The sequence below is a fragment of the Cupriavidus sp. GW822-FHT03E04 genome (assembly GCF_058801495.1).
In genome coordinates this window covers 42932-64582 of record NZ_JBXANI010000015.1, presented here as the reverse complement: position 1 = coordinate 64582, position 21651 = coordinate 42932, and the positions used below count along the sequence as shown (strand labels likewise).

Annotated in this window: 17 protein-coding genes; 10 read left to right on the top strand and 7 right to left on the bottom strand. The window is 66.0% G+C overall.

What is annotated here, in order from left to right:
• Positions 1-22 precede the first annotated feature (22 nt).
• The 3 genes from AC1RQC_RS22465 to AC1RQC_RS22455 all read left to right on the top strand — a co-directional run bounded on the left by AC1RQC_RS22465 (position 23) and on the right by AC1RQC_RS22455 (position 2494).
• The gene (locus AC1RQC_RS22465) at positions 23-415 is read left to right on the top strand and encodes a RidA family protein (RefSeq protein ID WP_006163400.1); all 393 of its coding nucleotides are present in this window, start codon (positions 23-25) and stop codon (positions 413-415) included.
• A gap of 116 nt (positions 416-531) precedes the next feature.
• Positions 532-1893 carry a GntP family permease gene (locus AC1RQC_RS22460; protein ID WP_174423583.1) on the top strand — a complete coding sequence of 454 codons (1362 nt, stop codon included), beginning with the start codon at positions 532-534 and terminating at the stop codon, positions 1891-1893.
• Positions 1894-2161: 268 nt separating this feature from the next.
• Entirely contained in the window at positions 2162-2494 is a 333-nt protein-coding gene (locus tag AC1RQC_RS22455; protein ID WP_416052496.1) for a hypothetical protein, read from the top strand.
• Positions 2495-2501: 7 nt separating this feature from the next.
• Here the strand turns inward: AC1RQC_RS22455 and AC1RQC_RS22450 are convergent, their stop codons facing one another.
• The 4 genes from AC1RQC_RS22450 to AC1RQC_RS22435 form a co-directional block, all read right to left on the bottom strand.
• On the bottom strand, positions 2502-4934 hold the full coding sequence (locus AC1RQC_RS22450; RefSeq protein WP_492884699.1) for a TonB-dependent siderophore receptor: 2433 nt from the start codon (positions 4932-4934) through the stop codon (positions 2502-2504).
• Positions 4935-4937: 3 nt separating this feature from the next.
• Positions 4938-7154, bottom strand: coding sequence for a TonB-dependent receptor (locus AC1RQC_RS22445; RefSeq protein WP_492884697.1), 2217 nt, complete (start codon positions 7152-7154; stop codon positions 4938-4940).
• Positions 7155-7269: 115 nt separating this feature from the next.
• Positions 7270-8316 carry a FecR domain-containing protein gene (locus AC1RQC_RS22440; protein WP_492884695.1) on the bottom strand — a complete coding sequence of 349 codons (1047 nt, stop codon included), beginning with the start codon at positions 8314-8316 and terminating at the stop codon, positions 7270-7272.
• Positions 8316-8834, bottom strand: a complete 519-nt coding sequence (locus tag AC1RQC_RS22435) for a sigma-70 family RNA polymerase sigma factor (protein ID WP_492370848.1) — start codon at positions 8832-8834, stop codon at positions 8316-8318. Before AC1RQC_RS22435 ends, AC1RQC_RS22440 begins: the two co-directional genes overlap by 1 nt.
• A 262-nt stretch (positions 8835-9096) precedes the next feature.
• Between AC1RQC_RS22435 and AC1RQC_RS22430 the strand changes: the two genes are divergently transcribed.
• Positions 9097-10098 carry a Bug family tripartite tricarboxylate transporter substrate binding protein gene (locus AC1RQC_RS22430; RefSeq protein ID WP_492884693.1) on the top strand — a complete coding sequence of 334 codons (1002 nt, stop codon included), beginning with the start codon at positions 9097-9099 and terminating at the stop codon, positions 10096-10098.
• Positions 10099-10216: 118 nt separating this feature from the next.
• Here the strand turns inward: AC1RQC_RS22430 and AC1RQC_RS22425 are convergent, their stop codons facing one another.
• Together AC1RQC_RS22425 and AC1RQC_RS22420 are read right to left on the bottom strand one after the other, a co-directional pair.
• On the bottom strand, positions 10217-12454 hold the full coding sequence (locus tag AC1RQC_RS22425; RefSeq protein ID WP_492807287.1) for an NADP-dependent isocitrate dehydrogenase: 2238 nt from the start codon (positions 12452-12454) through the stop codon (positions 10217-10219).
• 286 nt (positions 12455-12740) lie between these two features.
• Entirely contained in the window at positions 12741-12959 is a 219-nt protein-coding gene (locus tag AC1RQC_RS22420; RefSeq protein WP_492370850.1) for a hypothetical protein, read from the bottom strand.
• 335 nt (positions 12960-13294) lie between these two features.
• On the opposite strand from AC1RQC_RS22420, the gene AC1RQC_RS22415 reads away from it, so the two are divergent.
• The 3 genes from AC1RQC_RS22415 to AC1RQC_RS22405 are packed head-to-tail and all read left to right on the top strand — an operon-like array spanning position 13295 to position 18528.
• Complete coding sequence (locus AC1RQC_RS22415) at positions 13295-13873, top strand: DUF2760 domain-containing protein (RefSeq protein ID WP_492370851.1); 579 nt, start codon at positions 13295-13297, stop codon at positions 13871-13873.
• The gene (locus tag AC1RQC_RS22410; protein ID WP_492807284.1) at positions 13870-15717 is read left to right on the top strand and encodes an Hsp70 family protein; all 1848 of its coding nucleotides are present in this window, start codon (positions 13870-13872) and stop codon (positions 15715-15717) included. Before AC1RQC_RS22415 ends, AC1RQC_RS22410 begins: the two co-directional genes overlap by 4 nt.
• 9 nt (positions 15718-15726) lie before the next feature.
• On the top strand, positions 15727-18528 hold the full coding sequence (locus AC1RQC_RS22405) for an Hsp70 family protein (RefSeq protein WP_492884691.1): 2802 nt from the start codon (positions 15727-15729) through the stop codon (positions 18526-18528).
• A 28-nt stretch (positions 18529-18556) separates the two neighbouring features.
• Here AC1RQC_RS22405 and AC1RQC_RS22400 read toward each other — a convergent pair whose 3' ends face one another.
• Positions 18557-19261, bottom strand: coding sequence for a Crp/Fnr family transcriptional regulator (locus AC1RQC_RS22400; RefSeq protein WP_492370854.1), 705 nt, complete (start codon positions 19259-19261; stop codon positions 18557-18559).
• A 200-nt stretch (positions 19262-19461) separates the two neighbouring features.
• Here AC1RQC_RS22400 and AC1RQC_RS22395 point away from each other — a divergent pair, with 200 nt between their 5' ends.
• The 3 genes from AC1RQC_RS22395 (at position 19462) to AC1RQC_RS22385 (ending at position 21510) form a co-directional block, all read left to right on the top strand.
• Positions 19462-20220: a Coq4 family protein gene (locus AC1RQC_RS22395; protein ID WP_150985517.1), complete on the top strand. Its 759-nt coding sequence runs from the start codon at positions 19462-19464 to the stop codon at positions 20218-20220.
• A 284-nt stretch (positions 20221-20504) separates the two neighbouring features.
• Positions 20505-20936, top strand: a complete 432-nt coding sequence (locus AC1RQC_RS22390; protein ID WP_043354992.1) for an HU family DNA-binding protein — start codon at positions 20505-20507, stop codon at positions 20934-20936.
• A gap of 94 nt (positions 20937-21030) precedes the next feature.
• On the top strand, positions 21031-21510 hold the full coding sequence (locus AC1RQC_RS22385; protein ID WP_492884689.1) for an SRPBCC family protein: 480 nt from the start codon (positions 21031-21033) through the stop codon (positions 21508-21510).
• Positions 21511-21651 lie beyond the last annotated feature (141 nt).

Below are 21651 nucleotides of genomic sequence, written 5' to 3'. Positions count from 1 at the left end.
GCAATCTGCTTCAGGAGTCCCCATGGATATCAAACGATTTGGCGTCGAGGGCGGCGCCGGCACCGGCGGCCAGCACATGCCGTTTTCCCGTGCCGTGCAAGCCGACGGCTGGCTCTACGTGTCCGGCCAGGTGCCGATGGTGGCCGGCGAGGTGATCGACGGTGGCATCGTTGCGCAGACCCACCAGGCCATCAAGAACGTACTGGCCATCCTGGCCGAAGCCGGCTACGGCACCGAGCACATCGTGCGCTGCGGCGTGTGGCTGGACGATGCCCGCGACTTCGCGTCGTTCAACAAGATCTTCAAGGAATACTTCGGCGCCAACCCGCCCGCGCGCGCCTGCGTGCAATCGAGCATGGTGGTGGACTGCAAGGTCGAAGTGGACTGCATCGCCTACAAGAAGCCGGCTGCCTGATCCCGGGCCAGCCAGCCACGAAGACCTGAACCGGCCGCCGACAGCGCGGCCCTTTTCATAGCGGACGCGAGGGAGCCCCGCCGGAGTCCCGGCGGACCTCGCACAAAGGAGACAACATGGGCGCCGTAACCGGAACCACCCTTTTGCTTTACGCGTTGATCGCGGTGATCGCACTGGTCGTGCTGATCGCGAAATTCAAGCTCAATCCCTTTATCACCCTGGTAGTCGTCTCGGTACTGCTCGGCTTTGCCGTGGGCATGCCGATGGGCGACATCGTCAAATCGTTCGAGGCCGGCGTAGGTGGCACGCTCGGCCACATCGCGCTGGTGGTGGGCCTGGGCACCATGCTCGGCAAGATGATGGCGGAGTCCGGCGGCGCCGAGCGCATCGCGCGCACGCTGATCGACGCCTTCGGCGAGAAGAACGTGCACTGGGCCATGGTGACCATCGCCTTTATCGTCGGCCTGCCCGTGTTCTTCGAAGTGGGCTTCGTGCTGCTGGTGCCGATCGCCTTCAACGTGGCCAAGCGTACCGGCACCTCCATGGTGCTGGTGGGCATCCCGATGGTGGCCGGCCTTTCGGTGGTGCACGGCCTGATCCCCCCGCACCCCGCCGCGCTGCTGGCGGTCACCGCCTACAAGGCGGATATCGGCAAGACCATCCTGTACGCGCTGATCGTGGGCATTCCCACGGCGGCGATCGCTGGACCGCTGTTCGCCAAGCTGATGACGCGCTACGTGACGCTGCCGGATGTGAATCCGCTGGCCGCGCAGTTCACCGAGGAAGACGAACGCGTGCAGGCCTCGCATGAGCTGCCGGGCTTCGGCATCACGCTGTTCACCATCCTGCTGCCCGTGATCCTGATGCTGATCGGCAGCTGGGCCGACCTCATCACCACGCCCAAGAGCTTTGCCAACGACTTCCTCAAGCTGATCGGCAACTCGGTGATCGCGCTGCTGATCGCCGCGCTGGTGAGCTTCTACACCTTCGGCAAGCGCCGCGGCTTCACCCGGGAAAACATCCTGAAGTTCACCAACGAGTGCGTGGCGCCGACCGCCATCATCACGCTGGTGGTCGGCGCGGGCGGCGGCTTTGGCCGCGTGCTGCGCGACTCGGGCATCTCCAACGCCATCGTCGACGTAGCCACCGGCGCCCATGTGTCGGTGCTGCTGCTGGGCTGGCTGGTCGCCGTGCTGATCCGGATCGCCACCGGCTCCGCCACCGTGGCCATGACCACGGCTGCCGGCATCGTCGCGCCGATCGCCGCCAGCGTGCCCGGCACCCGGCCCGAGCTGCTGGTGCTGACCACCGGCGCCGGCTCGCTGATCCTCTCGCACGTGAACGACGGCGGCTTCTGGCTGGTCAAGGAGTACTTCAACATGACCGTGGCCCAGACCTTCAAGACCTGGTCGGTGTGCGAAACGCTCATCTCGGTGATCGCCCTGCTTCTGACCCTGGCGCTTGCCACGGTAGTCTGACCATCCGGGCAGGCTCGGACCGGGTGCCCGCACGGCGCCCGCCGAAAGGGAGGAGGCACATGCGGTGTCCCTCCCTTTTTTATGCTGCCGGCAATGTGCTATTGTGTGCACCGCAGCAAATCATCGGCGCCCTGCGTTTTTCCTGCCGCTGCCATAGACCGGGCATCACCCGTCGCGCTGACAAGGTGTCACAAATCTTTCATACTGGGAAGCAGGTCCGGGTTTCCCCCTAGCGCTAGAATCGAGCCCCAACCGGAGGAAAAGAGCCATGCCCAAGAAACTCAGGAAAACCGAGGACGCTGTCCCGGCCACCACGACCGCGCCGGGCCTGATCGCCCTGCTCGACCACATCGCCAATGCCACGGCGCAAGGCCAGCTCGATCCCGAGTTCGCCCGCAAGCTGGGCAAGCGCGTGCGCAAGGAAGCCGACGCGCTGATCGAAGACCAGGCGTACTCGAACGCCCACGGCACGCAGATCAGGGCCGCTCTTGCCACGCTGGAAGAAGCCGTATCGGATAGCGAAGGCGGGCTGCTGGGCAAAGCCGTCAAGCGCCTGCGCGATGCCGACAAGCGCGCCGCGGAATCCACCACCACCAAGTAGAACTGCCTCAGAAGCGCATCGTTGCCGAAAGCAGCAGCGTGCGCGGCTCGGCTTGCGCCAGCCCGCCGTAGGCGTCAACCGCCGCCCAGTCATGCTTGTCAAAGACATTGCGGACATTGAGGCGGAAGGTGGTTTGCTTGCGCGCCACGGTAGTCTGGTAGCGCGCACCGATGTCGACGCGGGTCCAGTGCGGGATACTTTGCGTATTGGCCTGGTCGACATATTGCCGTCCCGTGTAGGCCAGCGCACCGGCCAGCGTCAGGCCTGGCGCGAAGCCGGCATCCCATTCGGCGCCCAGGTTGGCTTGCAGCGTCGGCGCGCCTACAGCCGCGTTGCCGGCCGACTCGGGGCTACTGCCGCGAACAATCCTGGCATCGAGCACGGTAGCGCTGGCCAGCAGCCGCACTCCGGCAACCACCTCACCAACTAGCCCGAACTCCAGCCCGCGATTGCGCTGCTCGCCGTCCGCCGCGAACAGCGTCCCGGACATCTGACCGCTTGCCTTCGATATCTGGAATGCGCTGACGGTCGCCATCACCCCGCCCTGCTCGACCTTCACGCCGAACTCAAGCTGCCTTGACTTGTAAGGCGCGAATACCTCGCCAGCATTGCTGGCGCTGCCGGGGGCAGTGTCGCCCTTGCTCAACCCTTCCGCGCGGTTGGCATACAGCGTGACGTGTTGCCAGGGCTTCACCACCAGACCGAGCATTGGCGTCCAGGCGCCCTGGTCGTAGTGCGAAGCGATGGCGCCGCCGGCGCTGAAATTGTCGGTCGTGACCTGCTGATGGCGCAGCCCCAGCGTCAGCTGCACGCGCTTGTCCAGCACCGACAGCGTATCGGCCAGGGCCGCGCCGGACAGCCGCGTCTGGGAGACCTTCGGCACGCCGGCGGGCGCCGCGATGTACTGCACCGGCAGCGACACGGGCTGGTAGAGGTTGGTCAGCGAGGTGGTCGTGGCGTTGTTGAAGCTGCGCTCCAGCTGGTCCCGATAGTCGCTCACGAGCATGCTCAGGTGATGGCTCACCGCCCCGGTGTCGAAGCGGGCGCGCAGGCCCGTGTCCACGGTGGTGCGGGCTACGTTGAACCGGTAGTTCGAGTCCAGCACGGCAATATCGCCCGCCTCGTTGATGATGGTGGGCGTGATGGCAAAGAGCCTGGCCACCCGGGTACGGCCGCCGCCGCCGGCAATGAACCAGGTGAGCTTGTCGCCGATGTCATACTCCGCCCGCACCAGCAGGGACTGGTCGCGGATGCTGGAGTGTTCCCAGGGTTGCGAGACATTGCGCCGCCCGTTGGGCGCATCGGGTACGTTGATGCCGGACGCGATATGCAAGAGGCGCGATGGCGCTGCGATCCTCTCCTGCTGGCCAATGAAATCCAGCGTCGCGCGCAGGCGCTCGCCCTGGTAGTCCAGTGCCAGCGCGCCGGCACCGGCGCGGCGCGACTGGTTGTCCAGGTTGGTGTCGCCCGCCCGATAGTTGCCATTGAAGCGAATGCCGAACTGCCGCTGCGCGCCAAACCGCCGGCTTACGTCAAGGTTGCCGCCCAGCTGCGATGACGCGGCATAGTCGGCCGTGACCTGGGTCAGGTCGGGACCGGTCGCCCGCTTGGGCACGATATTGATGCCACCGCCGACACTGCCGCTGGGCGCCATGCCGATCAGCATGGCGGTCGGGCCCTTGATCAGTTCGACCCGTTCGATGTAGCCGGTCGATACCCGATAGTTGGAGGCCACGCCGTACATGCCGTCGAAGGCGATCTCGCCGAAGTTGCCATTGCCAACGGGAAACCCGCGGATCGTGAAGGCGTCCAGGATGCCGCCAGGCTGGCTGACATAGCGCACGGACGAATCAACGGCCACCATATCGCCCACCGTGCGCGCCTGCTGGTCCTCGATCGCCTTGGCGGTGTAGCTGGTGATGCTGAACGGCGCGTCCATGATGTCGATGTTGCCCAGCAGCCCAAGCCTCGCGCCGCGCGCGACCTGCTCGCCGGCGAGAGCCGGGGGCAGCTCGCTCGCAGCCGCTGCCGCCCCGAAGATCGTGACCGTGGGCAGCAACGGCGCGGCCTGGGCGCCGGAGACCGCCTGTGCCTTGCGCAATGCGTACCCGCCTCCCGGCACTTCCACCGCTTCCAGGCCGCTGCCCGCCAACAGCGCCCTCAACCCGTCCGGCACGGTATAGAGGCCATTCAGTCCCGGGCTTTGGGCGCTGCCGAGCAGTGCGGCATCATAGGAAAGATCGATGCCGCCGACACTGGCAAAGCGATTGAGGACCGCGTAAAGCGGGCCGGGCGCGATGGCGAACATCCGCGCCTGGCCCGTGCTCGCCATCAGGCTTACCACCGGGCTCGCCTGCGCGAGCACCGCATCCGGCGCAATGCCCAAACCCAGGGCCAGACAAGCGAAGGCGCTGCAAAGCGCGAGGCGTCGTGCGGCCAATGCTTAGAAATCCACGCTCATGGAAGCCATGAAGGTCCGCGGCGCGCCGAGCGAGATCGTGCCGTAGGATGCCACCCCGGACCAGTACTTCCGGTTGAACGCATTGAACAAACCGGCCCGGAACGTCGTGGACTTGCCGTACATCGATGTCTTGTAGCGCGCGCCGAGATCGACGGTTGTCCACGACGGCACCTGCTGCGTGTTCGCCTGGTTGACGTACTCGCTGCCCGTGTAGTTGACCGCGCTGGTCAGCGTCAGGCCCGGAACCCACGGCAGGTCCCACTCGCCGCCGAGGTTGGCCATGACGGTAGGCACGCCCACGGGGCGGTTGCCAAGTGTGGCTGCGCTGTTGGTCTTGGTCAGCTCGCCGTCAAGCAAGGTCAGCCCGCCGAGCAGGCGCACGCCCTTGTAGGGCTGCCCCGATACGGTCAGCTCCAGCCCCTGGTTGCGTTGCTCGCTGTCGATGGCATAGACCGTCCCGTACAACTGGCCGCTGGGCTTGGTCATGCGGAACGCGGCGAGCGTCGCCATCACCTTGCCCGAGTCGAGCTTGATGCCCACCTCCTGCTGCTTGGTCTTGTACGGCGCAAAGACCTGCCCCGCATTCGACGCGGTCGCCGGCGCGATGTCTCCCTTGCTCAGCCCTTCCACGTAGTTGGCATAGAGCGAGATGCTGCGCCAGGGCTTGAAGACGATGCCGGCCAGCGGCGTGACGGCGCTTTCGTCGTACGAAGCTGTCTTCGCGCCGGTGGCAGCATAGTTGCTCGACTTGACCTGCTGGTAGCGCAGGCCAAGGGTGAACTGCAGGCGGTCGTCCAGCACGCTCAAGGTATCGGCCAGCGACAGGCCCGACAGCGTAGAGTCGGACACCTTCGGCACGCTTTGCGGGGCGGCAATGTTCTGCGCCGGGCGGTCGGCCGGGGCGTAAATATTGGATGTGACAGGCGTGCCGGACACGTTGGCGCTGGCGAAACGGTCCATATACAGGTTGGCCTGCAGCGCCAGCGCGTGCTTGACCGGCCCGGTCTCGAACTTGCTCCTGACACCGGTATCGAAGCTCGAGCGGTTGACCTGGAACTTCCAATTCTGCACGGCCGACGAAGTCGCGCCGGCCGAATTCAGGATGGTTGGCGTCTGGTCGGACAAGCGCGCCACGTCCGAGCGGGTACCGCCGGCATCGGCAAACACCGTCACGTTGTCGGTGAGGTCGTATTCCGCGTGCAGCAGCGTCGACACATCGTTGGACTTCCACCAGCCCCAGGGCTGGCTGACATTGCGCCTGCCGTCCGGCGCCGACGGTACCTGCACGCCGGCTGTGATCAGGAAGGGACGCGTGGGAGCATCGACCCACTGGTATTGCTCGATCAGGTCGAGCGAGGCCCGCAGGCGCTCGCCGCGGTAGTCGAGCGACAGTGCCGCCACCTCGGCGCGCGACTTCTGGTTGTCGAGCGCCGTCGGTCCCTGCCGGTGCAGGCCGTTGAAGCGAATGCCCCACTCTCGGTCTTCGCCGAAACGGCGGCTCAGGTCCACCGCGCCGCCCACCTGCGCGTCGGACGCATAGTCGAGCGTGAAACGCGTCAGGTCCGTCGCCAGCGCGCGCTTGGGCACGACATTGACCACGCCGCCGACACCGCTGTTCGGCGACATGCCGTACAGCAAGGCGGCCGGCCCCTTCAGCACTTCGACCCGCTCCAGGTACTCGGTAAACAGATGGTAGTTCGGCGACACGCCGTACACGCCGTCGAACGCGATCTCGGACAGGTTGCCCTCATTGATCGGGAAGCCGCGAATATAGAAAGAGTCGGTCACGCCGCCAACCTGGCCCGTGAAGCGCGTGGACGGATCGCTGTTCAGTACTTCGGCCAGCGTGGTGGCCTGTTGGTCCTCCAGGCGCTGCGCGGTGTAGTTGGTGACGGCGAACGGCGTGTCCATGACGCTCTTGTTGCCCAGCAGCCCCAGGCGGCCACCGCGCGCCACCTGGCCGCCCGCGTAGGGTTGCGCAAGCTCACCCGGCGTCTCGGCGCCGGCGGTGACGGTTACCGCCGGCAGGGTCGGCGCGGCGTCCGCGGGGCCTGCCTGCGATTGTGCCCTCACGGCAAACGGCGCCACTGTTGCGCCCATGGCAAGGCAGACCATAGCGTGGTGCACGGCGAGCGCAAACGGCTTGGGTCGGGGTGGGCGCGCAGCGGCGATGACAGTGGCATAACGAGTTGCAGACATGATTCCTTTCTCCGGCAGCGTTTGTTTAATTTGAGTTCCTACGCTGTAGGCCGGTCGAGAATCGAAATCCCCTCAATCTTCCTGACATATTTTTTCGGACACGCCTGGCATGGAGTCAATGCCCTCCCGCCGGGCCAACCGAAACCCAGAAGCGCGTGCGATAGACCACGGTGATCGGCTGCGCCTGCATCAGGAAGCGCAGCACCCGATCGGTGTCGCGCACGTGATACGCGCCCGAGATACGCAAATCGGCCACGCGCGGATCGCAGGCGATGTGGCCGGTGCGGTAGCGCGACAGCTCGGCCAGCACGTCCGCCAGCCGCATGTCCTTGCCCGCGATGACGCCATCGGCCCAGCCGTCCGCCTCGAACGGCTGCGGCGGCGCCGGCATGCTGCCGGCCTTGGCGAGCCGCCAGGTCGTCCCCGCACGCGCTACGTCGGTCGCCCCGCCCGCAGCCGGGTGCAGTTCCACGGCGCCCTCCTGCACGGTAACGCGGGCGCGTTCGTCCTCGATGCGCACCACAAAGCGCGTGCCCAACGCACGCAGGCTGCCAAACGGCGTCTGTACCCAGAACGGCCGCACCGCTGCGCTGCTGGCCGCGAAGCCAGCATCATGTCCCGTGGTCACCAGGATCTCCCCGCGCCGCAGCGTGACCAAACGGCGCTCAGTGCCCAGCGCGGTACTGATGGCGGTATCGGTGTTGAGCACGATGGTGCTGCCATCGGCCAGGCGCAGGGTGCGCTGCTCGCCGGTGGCCGTGCTCGCGTCGGCGACCAGGCGCTGCCATGGCGCCAGTTCGCGCACGCTTGCCGCCGTGGCCACCGAGATGCCGGCCAATGCCAGCACCTTGAGCACCTGCCTGCGCTTTAGCCCGCCCACGCCACGCCGGGCGTCGGCAGCTTGCAGGGTACGCAGCGCCAGTGCCGGCGGCATGCCGGAGAAATCGGTGCGCAGTGCCTGCACGCGTTGCCAGGCAACCGCGTGCAGCGGGTTGGCGTCGTGCCATTGGGCGAATGCCTTGCGCGTGCTGGCGCTGGCCTCGCCGAAGTCGAGCTTGACCATCCAATGGATGGCCTGGTCGACGATGCGCGCGGGGATCGGGGGTTGCGGCCCGGCCGTAGCCGTCGGCTCGCCTGGCCTGGCTGGATCACGCACGGGCATCAGCCACCGAAACGCAAGCTGTAGCAATGGCGCAGCGCCGCCGCGACATAGCGCTCGGCGGTAGCCAGCGACACGCCGAGGCGCTCCGCGATCTGCCGGCAGGTCAGCCCTTCGAGCTGGGCCCACAGGAATGCTTTGCGCACCTGCGGCTTCAGCGCATCCAGGATGCGGTCGATGGCGATGAGGGTTTCCAGGAAAAGCAGCCGGCTCTCGGGCGACGGCGCCTGCGGCGCGGGCAGTTGCGCCAGCGTCTCCAGCCAGGCCAGCTCCAGCTCCCGGCGGCGCCAGTGCTCGATGACAAGGCCGCGCGCGATCGTGCTCAGGTAGGTGCGCGGTTCCCTGATATCGCACGGCTCGCGATGAAGCAAGCGGAGAAACACATCCTGTGCCAGGTCGGCGGCGTCAAACGCGTTGCCAAGCTGACGCCGCAGCCAGCCCTGCAGCCAGCGATGGTGATCGCTGTAGAGGGCATGGACATGCTGCTGTGACTGCTGTAACGCGGATTCTGCGGCGGCCATCGCTTCCCTTGCGTAGTGAAGTGTCTGGCACGGCCAAACTTAAATGAGAATGGTTCGCATTATATGACACGGAAAATGATTAGTGCAACCAACGGCACAGCCAGACGCACATATTGCAACGCAGCATCTGACGTAGAATCGACGCGATAGCCCGGCAAAGCCATCTAGTCCCGACATACCCGCCATTCTTTGATGCTTAACGTGTTTTTATCTGCTCACGCCAGCCTGCAGGTGCTACTACCCGACGCCAGTTGACCTGCCCATGGACCTGCTTTTTCCCTTAGACCCGTTGCGCCGGCTGGTCACCACTTCGCTACTGGTGGCCGCCTCGGTGCCCAGCCCGCAGACACAGACCGCCCCCGAAGCATTCCCACAGCGGACCGTGCACCTCGTGGTTCCTTTCACGGCAGGCGGCACCACCGACATCATTGCCCGTGTCATTGCCGATAAGCTGCGCACCCGACTGGGCCAGCCCGTGGTAGTCGACAACCGGCCGGGTGCCTCCACGATGATCGCGGCGGAGCTGGTCGCCAAGGCGCCCGCCGACGGATACACGCTGCTACTCGCCAGTTCCACCACGTTCAGCATGCTCCCCGCGCTGCGCACCAGCCTGCCCATCCCGGCGGAAGGCGCCTGGGCGCCGATCGGCATCATCGCGCAGGCGCCGGTCATGCTCACCACCCGATCGGACTCCGGCATCAAGTCGTTCGCGGACATGCTGGCGCGAGCAAGCGCCCAACCGGGCACCGTCACCTACGGCACCACCGGCCCGGGCACCGCGCAGTACATTGTGGGCGCCATGATCGAGGCCGACCTGCATGCGGACATCACGCCCGTGTCATATCGCGGCAGCACGCAGATCCTCGCCGACGTCATTGGCGGGCAGATCGACCTGAGCCTCGACCCCATCGCCGTTGCCCAGCCTTACCTCGAGTCTGGCAAGTTGCGCCCGCTGGCGATCAGTGCCGGGGCGCGCTCCCCGCGGTATCCGGGCGTGCCAACCTTTGCCGAACTCGGCATCGCCATGCCCGGCAATGCATTCTGGTTCGGCATTGCCGCGCCGCGCGCCACGCCGCAAGCGGTGGTGGAGCGGCTGGAAAAGGAATTGCAGGGGGTGCTTCTGGACCCTTCCGTGGAGGCAGTCTTCCAGCGGCAGTCGATCTGGGTCATGCGCGGCAACGCGGAGGATTTCCGCCGGCGCGTGCAGGGCGAGATAACGCAATATCGTCGGCTCGCAAAGGACGGCAGAGTGAAGCTCGAATAGCAGAAGCCCCGGGTACCTGTTACCAGGTACCCGGGGCTTCCATGGCAGCTCGCCTTTCCCAAGGCGTGCCTGCCGCCGACGGCCGCCCTGCGTGACAGGGCGGCCAGGCTTGCATCGATTACGCCTTGACGGCTGCCAGCGCGGCGTTCAGCGTCTTGCTGGGGCGCATCACGATGTCCAGCTTGGCAAAGTCGGGCTTGTAGTAGCCGCCGATATCGGCTTCCTTGCCTTGCACGGCCGACAGCTCGCCAACGATGACCTGCTCGTTGTCGGCCAGTTGCTTGGCCAGCGGCGCGAACTGCGCTGCCAGGGCAGCATCGTCGGTCTGTGCCGCCAGTTCCTGGGCCCAGTACATGGCCAGGTAGAACTGGCTGCCGCGGTTGTCCAGCTGGCCGGTCTTGGGCGACGGGTTCTTGTTGTTGTCCAGCAGCTTGCCAGTGGCGGCGTCCAGCGTCTTGGCCAGGATCTTGGCCTTTTCGTTGCTGGTCTTGATGCCGAGTTCTTCCAGCGACACCGCCAGCGCCAGGAATTCACCCAGCGAATCCCAGCGCAGGTGGTTTTCTTCCACCAGTTGCTTGACGTGCTTAGGCGCCGAGCCGCCCGCGCCGGTTTCATACATGCCGCCGCCGGCCATCAGCGGGACGATGGAGAGCATCTTGGCGCTGGTGCCCAGTTCCATGATCGGGAACAGGTCGGTCAGGTAGTCGCGCAGGATGTTGCCGGTCACCGAGATGGTGTCCAGGCCGCGGATGACGCGTTCCAGCGTGTAACGCATGGCGCGCACTTGCGACATGATCTGGATGTCCAGGCCGGTGGTGTCGTGATCCTTCAGGTAGGTCTCGACCTTCTTGATCATCTCGGCTTCGTGCGGGCGGTACGGGTCCAGCCAGAAAATGGCCGGCATGCCGGAGTTGCGCGCGCGCGTGACGGCCAGCTTGACCCAGTCGCGGATCGGTGCGTCCTTGACCTGGCACATGCGCCAGATGTCGCCCTCTTCCACGTTCTGCACCAGCAGCACTTCGCCGGTGGCGATGTCAACGATGCGGGCTTCGCCGGCCTCGGGCACTTCAAAGGTCTTGTCGTGCGAGCCGTACTCCTCGGCTTGCTGCGCCATGAGGCCGACGTTGGGCACGGTGCCCATGGTGACCGGGTCGAAGTTGCCGTTGGTCTTGCAGAAGTTGATGATTTCCTGATAGATGCGGGCAAACGTGCTCTCCGGGATCACGGCCTTGGTGTCCTTCGGACGGCCATCGGCGCCCCACATCTTGCCGCCGATGCGGATCATGGCCGGCATCGAGGCGTCCACGATCACGTCGTTGGGCGCGTGCAGGTTGGAGATGCCCTTGGCCGAATCCACCATCGCCAGCTCGGGACGGTGCTCGTGGCAAGCGTGCATGTCGCGGATGATTTCTTCGCGCTTGGAGCTCGGCAGGCTTTCCAGCTTGTCGTACAGGTTGACCAGGCCGTTGTTGACGTTCACGCCCAGTTCGTCGAACAGCTTGCTGTGCTTCTCGAAGGCTTCCTTGTAGAAAATCTTCACGGCGTGGCCGAACACGATGGGGTGCGAGACCTTCATCATGGTGGCCTTCACGTGCAGCGACAGCATCACGCCGGTCTTGCGCGCGTCTTCCATCTGTTCTTCGTAGAAGTCGCACAGCGCCTTCTTGCTCATGAACATGCTGTCGATGATCTCGCCGTCCAGCAGCGACACCTTCGGCTTGAGCACGATGGTCTTGCCGCTCTTGGTGACCAGCTCCATCTTGACATCGCGGGCGCGGTCCAGGGTCATGGACTTTTCGCCATGATAGAAGTCGCCGTGCTTCATGTGCGCCACGTGCGTGCGCGAAGCCATGCTCCACTCACCCATGCTGTGCGGGTTCTTGCGTGCGTAGTTCTTGACGGCAGCCGGCGCGCGGCGGTCCGAGTTGCCTTCGCGCAGGACCGGGTTCACGGCGCTGCCCAGGCACTTCGAATAGCGTTGGCGGATGGCCTTCTCGGCATCGGTCTTCGGGTCTTCCGGGAAATCGGGAACCTTGTAGCCCTTGGCCTGCAGTTCCTTGATCGCGCTGACCAGCTGGTGCACGGAGGCGCTGATGTTGGGCAGCTTGATGATGTTGGTGTCCGGCTGCAGGGTCAGTCGGCCCAGTTCGGCCAGGTTGTCGGGCACGCGTTGTGCCTCGGTCAGGAATTCGGGGAATTCGCCCAGGATACGGCCCGCCACCGAGATGTCGCTGGTCGTCACGTTGATGCCGGCCGGGGCGGTGAAGGTGCGGATGATGGGCAAAAAGGCACTGGTCGCCAGCAGCGGAGCTTCGTCGGTCAGCGTGTAGATGATGGTGGGTTGCTGGGTACTCATTGCTTATCTCAGGATCAAGAAATAGGTTGGAGAACGCCACCGGCTGGGTCACAGCCCGGCAGGAATGCCCGAATTTTGCCTGAATTTTCTCCAGGGGGGTCTGAACCGCACGGGGTTTTTGCTTCGCAATCGCAAAACGCAAGTTCTGCGTGGGGGCAAGGCTAGCGCTGCGTGGCGCGTGCAGGGGCGGACAGCGCGCCGGCATTTGCCCCCACGCCGCGCACATCTGGCGGGCCAACGGGCTTAACTGCGCTTAAAGCCAGCTAACATGCACAAAACCGCTGCGCTAGTCCCAAAAACTGCGGAATGCGGCGGCAGCGATCACGGGGACCGTCAGCACCAGCGGAATGGCAAAGTACGGAACTTCGAGATCTACGCGCCACTTGTAGATAAGCCAGGCGATGCCGGCCGCGAGCGTAACCAGGCCCACGAGCGCCGCGAGAACGTTCAGTACCCTGTCGGACGGGCGCCTGCGCGTCCGTTCTTTGGTGGAAAGCGCTTTCATCCCAGCTCCAATGCAGATCGTGACGGGCATTTGTTCTATTTTGCTCTATTAAAGGCTACTCCGGCACCCTGCGTAAGGGCGAGTCATGGCGGGCAGCATGGTGAGAGTCTTGGCGCTTTGTGGGCCGCATTGGCCGGATCATGGGCGCCTTAGGGCAAAATACCGCCTTGAGCGGCCCGGCCGGGCCCGAAGAACAAGATGCTGACGGGCGAGCCCGCCACTGCGCGCACCACGCCGTTGCCTGCCGGCAAGCGCCTGCGCTGCGGCAGGGCGGGCCCAGTACAGCATCGCCAGGGGACAGCTCGTCCTTCAACAGAGCACATCTGGAGCCATTGATGACCGACTCGAACATGTCTTTCCTAGGGAGGATTTCCCTTGCCGTGGGCACGTTTTTCAACATCCTGGGCGACCGCGAGCTTGCCGCGGGCGTGCGGCGCCTGCGTGACGGCACGGGGCCTGGCGCAAGTCCAGCGCCCGCTGCACCCGTTCCTGCCCCCATGGCCGCGGCACCGGCCCCGAGCGCGCTGAAAGAAGCGAGCCCCGAGGCCGCGCTCCAGCTGCTGGGCCTGCTCCAGCGCGACGCGCGCTTCATCGATTTTGTCGAGGAAGACATCGCCGGCTATTCCGACACGGAAATCGGTGCCGCCGCCCGGCTGGTGCATGACGGTTGCCGCGCCGTGCTGCGCGAGCATTTCACCATCCGGCCGGTGCGCGAGGAAGCCGAGGGCAGCCGCGTAACGGTGCCCGACGGGTTCGATGCCACCGCCATCCGGCTGACCGGCAACGTGGTCGGCAGCGCGCCGTTCAACGGCAGCATCAGCCACCGTGGCTGGCGCGTGGCGGAAGTCCGCCTGCCCCGGCTGGCCGAGCGCCATGACGCCACCGTGATCGCCCCGGCCGAGGTCGAGCTATGAGCGACCCCCGCTACTCGATCGGCATCGACCTGGGCACGACGCATTGCGCCCTCTCCTACGTCGACCTCACCGCCAGTGACGGCGAGAAGACCACCCAGGGCGTCCTGCCCATCACACAGCTCACCGCACCAGGCGCGATCGAAGATTGCGACCTGCTGCCGTCGTTCTTGTACCTGCCGCATCCGAGCGAGCTGGCTCCGGGCGACCTGGCCTTGCCGTGGAACGCCGCGCGGGACTTCGCCGTGGGCGAGCTGGCGCGCAGCCGTGGCGCGGCCACGCCGATCCGGCTGGTATCGAGCGCGAAGAGCTGGCTTTGCCACCCCGGGGTAGACCGCCGCGCGGCGATCCTGCCGAACGACGCGCCGGCGGAAGTGCCGCGCGTGTCGCCGCTCGAGACTTCCGTGCGCTATCTCTCGCACCTGCGCGAAGCGTGGGACCACGCGCATCCCGACGCCCCGTTCGGTGAGCAGGACATCACCGTCACCATTCCCGCGTCGTTCGATCCGGCCGCGCGGGAACTGACGGCAGAAGCCGCCGAATCCGCGGGCTATGCCCGCATGACCCTGCTGGAGGAGCCTCAGGCCGCGCTCTATAGCTGGATTCAGAACAGCGGCGGCCAGTGGCGCAAAGAGGTCAAGGTGGGCGACATCATCCTGGTCGTCGACGTGGGTGGTGGCACCACCGATCTTTCGCTGATCGCCGTGATCGAGCGCGAGGGCAACCTGGAGCTGCACCGCGTCGCCGTCGGCGAGCACATCCTGCTGGGCGGCGACAACATGGACCTGGCGCTGGCCCACGTGGTGGCGCGCAAGCTCGCGGCCCAAGGCACGCAGGCCGACCCGTGGCAACTGCGCGCGCTCACCTATGCCTGCCGCAGCGCCAAGGAAACCCTGCTCAGCGACCCAACCACGGACGCGGTGCCGCTGGTCGTGCCGAGCCGCGGCTCCAAGCTCATCGGCGGCTCGATCCGCACGGAGCTGACCCGCGCCGAGCTCACCCAGATCATCCTGGAAGGCTTTTTCCCGCAGGTGGATGGCTCTGCCCGCCCGGTCAGCCGGGCACGCGCCGGGCTGACGCAACTGGGCCTGCCGTACGCGCAGGACCCGGCCATCACACGACATCTGGCGGCGTTCCTGGGCCGCCAGGTGGCAGCGCTGGCCGAGATGGAAGGCCTGGCAGGCAAGGCGGCGCCGGGCGCGACCTTCCTGCATCCCACGGCGGTGCTGTTCAACGGCGGCGTGTTCAAGTCCGCCCTGCTGGTCGAGCGCATCCTGCAGACGCTCAACGGCTGGCTCGCCGCGGAAGGCGCGGCCCCCGCGCGCCTGCTGGGGGGCGCCGACCTGGACCTGGCTGTCGCGCGTGGCGCCGCCTACTACGGCTACGTGCGCCGCGGCAAGGGCGTGCGCATTCGCGGCGGCACCGCGCGGGCCTACTACATTGCGGTGGAATCGGCGATGCCCGCCATCCCGGGCTTCGAGCCGCCCATCCAGGCGCTGTGCGTGGCGCCCTTCGGCATGGAGGAAGGCACCGAGGCGCCGTTGCCGGAGCAGGAATTCGGGCTCGTGGTCGGCGAACCCGTGCACTTCCGCTTCTTCGGCTCGTCGGTGCGCCGCCAGGACCAGGTAGGCACCCTGCTCGACTTCTGGGGGCCCGAAGACCTGCAAGAGCTCGATGAAATCCAGGCCACGCTGCCGTCCGAAGGCCGCACGCCTGGCGAAGTCGTGCCGGTGAAGCTGCATGCCCGCATCACGGAGGCCGGCACGCTGGAGCTGGAAGCCGTGCCCCGTGGCACAGGCGAGCGCTGGAAGGTCGAGTTCGACGTGCGCGGCAACGCGAATGCCTGAGTGCCATGCATGAAGCGGTATAGCGTCGGCATTGACCTGGGCACGAGCAACACGGTCGTCGCCTATGGCGAGGCAGGGTCGGAGGACATCCGCGTCTTCGACATCGATCAACTGGTGAGCCTGGGAGAGGTGGCCACGCGGCCACTCCTGCCGTCCGTGCGGTACCACGCGGCGCCGGGGGAGCTGAATGCCAGCGATCTGCAGTTGCCGTGGCAAGTTGCCAATGGGACGGATGGTGCCGATGGAGCCGCATCGGGCCATGTCGTGGTGGGCCGCCTTGCGCGCACGCTGGGCGCGCAAGTGCCCGGCAGGCTGGTCGCCAGCGCCAAAAGCTGGCTGTCGCATGCGTCGGTCGACCGCGTGGCGCCGATCCTGCCGTGGGGCGCCGCCGACGAAGTCGGCAAGGTGTCGCCGGTGGCGGCCAGCGCCAGCTACCTGGCGCATGTGCGCGCGGCATGGAACCACCGTTTCCCCGATGCGCGGCTCGAGGATCAGGACGTGGTGCTCACCGTGCCCGCCTCGTTCGATGAAGGCGCGCGCGCCCTCACGCTGGAAGCCGCGCGCATGGCCGGACTGCCCGCGCTGCGCATGCTGGAGGAGCCCCAGGCGGCCTTCTACGACTGGGTGTTCCATCATCGCGAAACGCTAGCGGCCGACCTGGCGCAAACGCGGCTGGTGTTGATCTGCGATGTCGGCGGCGGCACCACCGACCTGACCCTGATCAAGGTGGAGGTGCAGGACGGCCAGCCGCAATTGACCCGGATCGGGGTTGGCAATCACCTGATGCTCGGCGGCGACAACATGGACCTCGCCCTCGCGCATCTGGTCGAGTCGCGCATCGCCACGGCGCACTCGCGCTTGTCGGCGGGCAGCCTGTCGCAGTTGGTCGAGCGATGCCGTGCCGCCAAGGAGCAACTGCTCAGCGCGCAGGCGCCGGAGGCGGTCACGATCACGCTGCTCGGTTCGGGCTCCCGGCTGATCGGCGGCGCGCGCTCCGTCGAAGTCACCCGGCAGGAGATCGAGCAGATCATTGTCGAGGGGTTTTTCCCAGCCGTCTCGGCCGGCGAAAGACCGGGGCGCTCACGGGGCGGCATCGTCGAATTTGGCCTGCCCTATGCGGCCGACCCGGCGATCACCCGGCACGTTGCGGCCTTCCTGGGCCAGCACGCGGCCCAGTCGCGCATCGCGAACGCACAGGATGCAAGAGAAGCGCCAGACGACGCGCCACCGATGCCCGACACCTTGCTGCTCAACGGCGGCGTGTTCCGCGCCGAGGCGCTGACGGGGCGTTTGTCGAGCACGCTTGGCGCCTGGCGCCGAGCGCCCTTGCATGTGCTGCACAACGACAACCCCGACGTGGCGGTCGCCCGTGGCGCGGTGGCGTTCGCGCTTGCCCGCGCCGGGCATGCGCCGCGCATCGGCGGGGGCTCGCCGCGCAGCTATTTCCTCGTGCTGGACAACGGTGATGCCGCGCAGGCACAGCGCGGCATTTGCCTGTTGCCGCGCGGCACCGAAGACGGCCAGGAGATCCATCTCAAGGATCGCACCTTCTCCCTGCGCCTCGGGCATCCGGTACGCTTCCACCTGGTCTCCTCCGTCGCCGACACGCCCTATCAGCCGGGCGAACTGGCCGACCTCGCCAGCGGCGATTTCGTCCGCCTGCCGCCGATCGCCACCGTGGTGCAACCGCGCGGCGCCAGCGACGCGCGAGACACGCTGGTGCAACTCACCACATCGCTTACCGAAGTCGGCACGCTGGAGGTGCACTGCAGCGAGATCGCCAATCCTTCGCAGCGCTGGCTGCTCGAGTTCCAGTTGCGCGGCGATGCCCCGGCGGCAGACACGGCGACCCACGCGCCGCATCCCTCCCTGGCCCAGGCCGTCGAATGCATCGACCGTACCTTTGGCGCCCGCTCGCAAGACGTTGGCCCCAAGGAAGTCAAGCGGCTGCGCGCGCAACTGGAGCAACTGCTGGGCGCGCGCGACCAATGGGACAGCGCGCTGCTGCGCGCCCTGTTCGGCACGTTGTGGGAACGCGCGCGCCGCCGCCGCCGCACGGCAGACCATGAACGCCTCTGGCTCAACCTTGCCGGCTATTGCATGCGGCCTGGGTTCGGCTACCCGCTGGACGAGTGGCGCGCCGGGCAGCTCTGGTCATTGTTCGAGCAGGGCATCCAGTACGTCAACGAGAGCCAGATCTGGTCGGAATGGTGGACGCTGTGGCGCCGCACCGCCGGCGGCCTGGACGAAAGCGCGCAGTTGCGATTGCTGGACGACATCGCCTTCTACCTGCAGCCCCCCGGCACGGCGCGCTACAAGCGCCCCGCCGGCGCCGCCAAGGCCGGCTACGCCGACATGGTGCGGCTCGCGGGATCGCTGGAACGCGTGCCTGTCGAGCGCAAGATCGAAGTCGCCGAGTGGCTGCTCGCCCGGCTCAAGAAACCCTCGGAGAACCTTCAAAGCTGGTGGGCCGTGGGCCGCATCGGCGCGCGCCGGCCGTTCTACGGCAGCGCGCACAGCGTCGTGCCGCCAGAGGTTGGCTCGCAATGGCTGGAGGCGATTCTTGCGCTCGACTGGAAGAAGGTCGAGCCGGGCGCCTTCGCCGCCGTGCAGATCGCCCGCATGACGGGGGACCGGTCGCGGGACCTGCCGCTGGATATCCGCATGCGCGTGGTCAGCCGGCTCGAGGCCGTCAACGCGCCACGTAGCTGGATCGACATGGTGCGCACAACGGTGGAACTCGATGAGGCCGATGAAGGACGGGTCTTTGGCGAGTCGCTGCCAGCGGGGTTGACGCTGATCGTAGCCTGAGTGCGATCGCGGCGGGCCGGCAAATGACCTAGCCGACCTCCGCGAATCTTCGCAGCGACGCGAGATCCAGGATCTCGATGGACCCCCGCGTGCGCTGCACCAGGCCCTGCGCCTCGAAATCCCGGAGAATCTGGTTCACCGTTTGCCGCGAAACCGACAGCATCAAGCCGAGTTGCTCTTGCTGCACGTTGATCACCCGCTTGCTCAGGCCATGGCGCTCGCCATAGCCGCCTGCGATGGCCAGCAAGCGGCGCGCCAGCCTGACCGGTACAGGCATCAGCACCGACGACTCAATCGCTTCAAACGCCAGCCTGAGCTTTGGGGCCATCAGCAGGCCCACCGCTTTCCAGTGCACCGGATTTTCGTCGAGAAACCGCACCGCATCCTGCTGGTCGATATGTAGCAGCACCACGTCGGACTCGATCCAGGCATCATGGGCGCGCGGCAAGGCGTCAAACAAGGCAACCTCGCCGAACCATTGCGGCGTTTCCGCAAAAGCCAGCAGTGCCTCCTTGCCATCGGCGGAGGAACTGGTCATGCGGATGGCGCCAGCCACCACAAAGTACAGGCCATCCGCCGGGTCCCCGTGCGCGAACAAGCGTTGGCCCGCAGCTAGCGACCTGACCTTGGCGTGCGCGACGATCCACCGTTGAAAATCAGCGGCAAGACCGGCGAACCATACGCTGGATCGCAGGGCAGCGAGGTGGTCTTCGGGGGTGGATGACTTTGACACAGCGCCAATCGTAGTCTTATGTCAGGAAGACGACATTGTAGTCGGCCATTCCCTGCAAAGATCGCTCATTGCGATCAGGGACCTGGATGAAAACCCTGGACACCCTGAAAACCCCGCAAGCCCTGAAGACCCGAAGCACCGGCGACTTCGCCATCCCGGCAACAACCGCCGGCAACAAACCCGATAAGAGGAACGAGGCAATGGACGTAGCGACCTCCCCCGCTCTGTATAAGCGTGACTTTCCAGCCGCATTCCGTGCGATCCGCAAGCTGCTGGCAAACGGAGACGACACCACGCAAGTGTTTCTCATCATGCGCGCCCTCAACGGCCCGTCCGCGCCAAAGAACTACGCGCGGCTCCTGAGGACCACGAGCGGGCGGCGGCTGGCTTATCTTCGCGTCGAACTGACGGAGCGCTTCTCCGACCCGGCGTTCATCGCCAGCTTCGCACCCGGCACGCTCGGCGCCGCCTACCGCGCGTTCCTGGAGCAAACGGGCTACAGCGCCGCCGGACTTGCCGCGATTTCAAACCTCAACAGCGAGCCGCTGGTCGAGGATCCCTACGCCTGGTTCGGCAGGCGAACCCGTGACATCCACGACATCTGGCATGTGCTGACCGGCTACAAGGCCAACGAGAACATGGGCGAAGCGGCGCTGGTGGCGTTCAGCTACGCACAGACCGGCGCCCTCGGCTGGGCATTCATCGCCGTTGCTACCGCCTTGCAGAGCCTGCGCAAGACCGGCAACACCGCGTACTTGCGCGCCGTCGTCGAGGGGTATCGCCATGGACGCAAGGCGAAGTGGCTGATGGCCGAGGACTACGAGACGCTGCTGCATGAGCCGCTCGAGGCAGCGCGCGCGCGGCTGGGCATTCTCGAACCCGTGCTGTACCAGGCAGCCAGCAAGGCCGCGCAATGCCAGCCACAGGGCGCGGCTTCGCAATCGCTGTCTTCCGACTAAGCTCCGGGCGCTGCCTATGGGCCTATGGGCCTGTGGGCCTGTGGGCACTCCTGCTGCGTTTCTGGCGAATTTCGTATTTTATCAATCGCATCGGGCGCATCCATCAAAATGGCATCCCGCATCCATCCGTAATTTCCGCAGCCGGGACCCAAAGCACTGTCCCTTGTCTATTGTCGATTGTGATTGCAGACGTTTGGCAGGCGCCAGTGGGAATGTTATGCTCCCCATACGCTTGCCGCCGTCGGCAGCAAGCGTCATTCAACGAACACAAGACTCCATAATCCATGGCTACCAAAGCAAATGCTGTCGTAAAGACCACCGCCAAGCCTGCCGCCAAGAAGGCGGCGCCGGCAAAGAAGGCGGCTCCGGCAAAGAAGGTCGCAGCGGCCGCGCCGGCGGTGAAACCCCTGAAGGACACGTTCAACAAGTCCAGCCTGGTGGCCCACCTGGTGGCCCAGACTGAACTGGATGCCAAGACGGTCAAGACCGTGCTGGTCCATCTGGAAAACACCATCCTGAGCGCGGTGCACAAGAAGGGCGCCGGCGAATTCACCCTGCCGGGCCTGTTCAAGGTCGTGGCAACCCAGGTTGCCGCCACCAAGAAGCGCTTCGGCAAGAACCCGTTCACCGGCGAAGACCAGTGGTTCGCTGCCAAGCCGGCGACCGTCAAGGTCAAGGTTCGCCCGATGAAGAAGCTGAAGGACGCCGCGCTGTAAGCTGAGCGGGCAAACAGAACGCAGCTGGAACAAAAGGGAGCCCGCGTGGCTCCCTTTTGCATTGCAGGTCAATACCCGATATCGAGCACACGCGATGAAGATCAGGTCCGAGTGGATTTTTGAGTGCGAGCCACGGCATGTCTGGCCGCACTTCCTTCATGCCCGCATGGATGCGTCGCGCTCGCTGCTGTTCTGGCTGGGCATTCCAAAGCCAATGAGCTGCCGCGTCCTGGAGGGCGTCGCGGCGGTCGGGAACACGCGGCAATGCACCACGGACCGGGGCACCATCGACCAGCGCATCCTGCAACTGGAGCCGGACCGGCTGCTGCAGTACCAGATGCAGGAAAGCACAGTCTGGTGCCGTGCCTGGGTCGGCAAGCTGATCGACACCTTCAGCCTTGAGCCGCTGGGCGATGGCAGGACACGGGTACGGCGCACGACCGAATTCGAAGCCAAGGGATTCCTGAAGGACATCAGGCTCGTCGGTCTCTGGGCGGCGCTGCGCCAGGCGCATGCTTATGCCGCGCGAAACTGGCAGCGGCTGGCACTGCAGAGCCTGCGCGAATCCGCCTGAGCACGCCATCCTCGCCAGGCCGCTCTCGCGGCCTGCCGGCCGGGCGACAAGCCCCGCCACTCAAGTTCCCACCTCGATAGCCGATATTCACCATAGTCCGCAGATGCGTTCGCGATAAACGGCGCGGCTGACAATAGAGCG

Bases quoted from the DNA above. Each gene is read 5' to 3' on its own strand.
- AC1RQC_RS22465 (WP_006163400.1), top strand. From the start codon at position 23: ATGGATATCAAACGATTTGGCGTCGAGGGCGGCGCCGGCACCGGCGGC.
- AC1RQC_RS22460 (WP_174423583.1), top strand. From the start codon at position 532: ATGGGCGCCGTAACCGGAACCACCCTTTTGCTTTACGCGTTGATCGCG.
- AC1RQC_RS22455 (WP_416052496.1), top strand. From the start codon at position 2,162: ATGCCCAAGAAACTCAGGAAAACCGAGGACGCTGTCCCGGCCACCACG.
- AC1RQC_RS22445 (WP_492884697.1), bottom strand. From the start codon at position 7,154: ATGTCTGCAACTCGTTATGCCACTGTCATCGCCGCTGCGCGCCCACCC.
- AC1RQC_RS22440 (WP_492884695.1), bottom strand. From the start codon at position 8,316: ATGCCCGTGCGTGATCCAGCCAGGCCAGGCGAGCCGACGGCTACGGCC.
- AC1RQC_RS22435 (WP_492370848.1), bottom strand. From the start codon at position 8,834: ATGGCCGCCGCAGAATCCGCGTTACAGCAGTCACAGCAGCATGTCCAT.
- AC1RQC_RS22430 (WP_492884693.1), top strand. From the start codon at position 9,097: ATGGACCTGCTTTTTCCCTTAGACCCGTTGCGCCGGCTGGTCACCACT.
- AC1RQC_RS22425 (WP_492807287.1), bottom strand. From the start codon at position 12,454: ATGAGTACCCAGCAACCCACCATCATCTACACGCTGACCGACGAAGCT.
- AC1RQC_RS22420 (WP_492370850.1), bottom strand. From the start codon at position 12,959: ATGAAAGCGCTTTCCACCAAAGAACGGACGCGCAGGCGCCCGTCCGAC.
- AC1RQC_RS22415 (WP_492370851.1), top strand. From the start codon at position 13,295: ATGACCGACTCGAACATGTCTTTCCTAGGGAGGATTTCCCTTGCCGTG.
- AC1RQC_RS22410 (WP_492807284.1), top strand. From the start codon at position 13,870: ATGAGCGACCCCCGCTACTCGATCGGCATCGACCTGGGCACGACGCAT.
- AC1RQC_RS22405 (WP_492884691.1), top strand. From the start codon at position 15,727: ATGAAGCGGTATAGCGTCGGCATTGACCTGGGCACGAGCAACACGGTC.
- AC1RQC_RS22395 (WP_150985517.1), top strand. From the start codon at position 19,462: ATGGACGTAGCGACCTCCCCCGCTCTGTATAAGCGTGACTTTCCAGCC.
- AC1RQC_RS22390 (WP_043354992.1), top strand. From the start codon at position 20,505: ATGGCTACCAAAGCAAATGCTGTCGTAAAGACCACCGCCAAGCCTGCC.
- AC1RQC_RS22385 (WP_492884689.1), top strand. From the start codon at position 21,031: ATGAAGATCAGGTCCGAGTGGATTTTTGAGTGCGAGCCACGGCATGTC.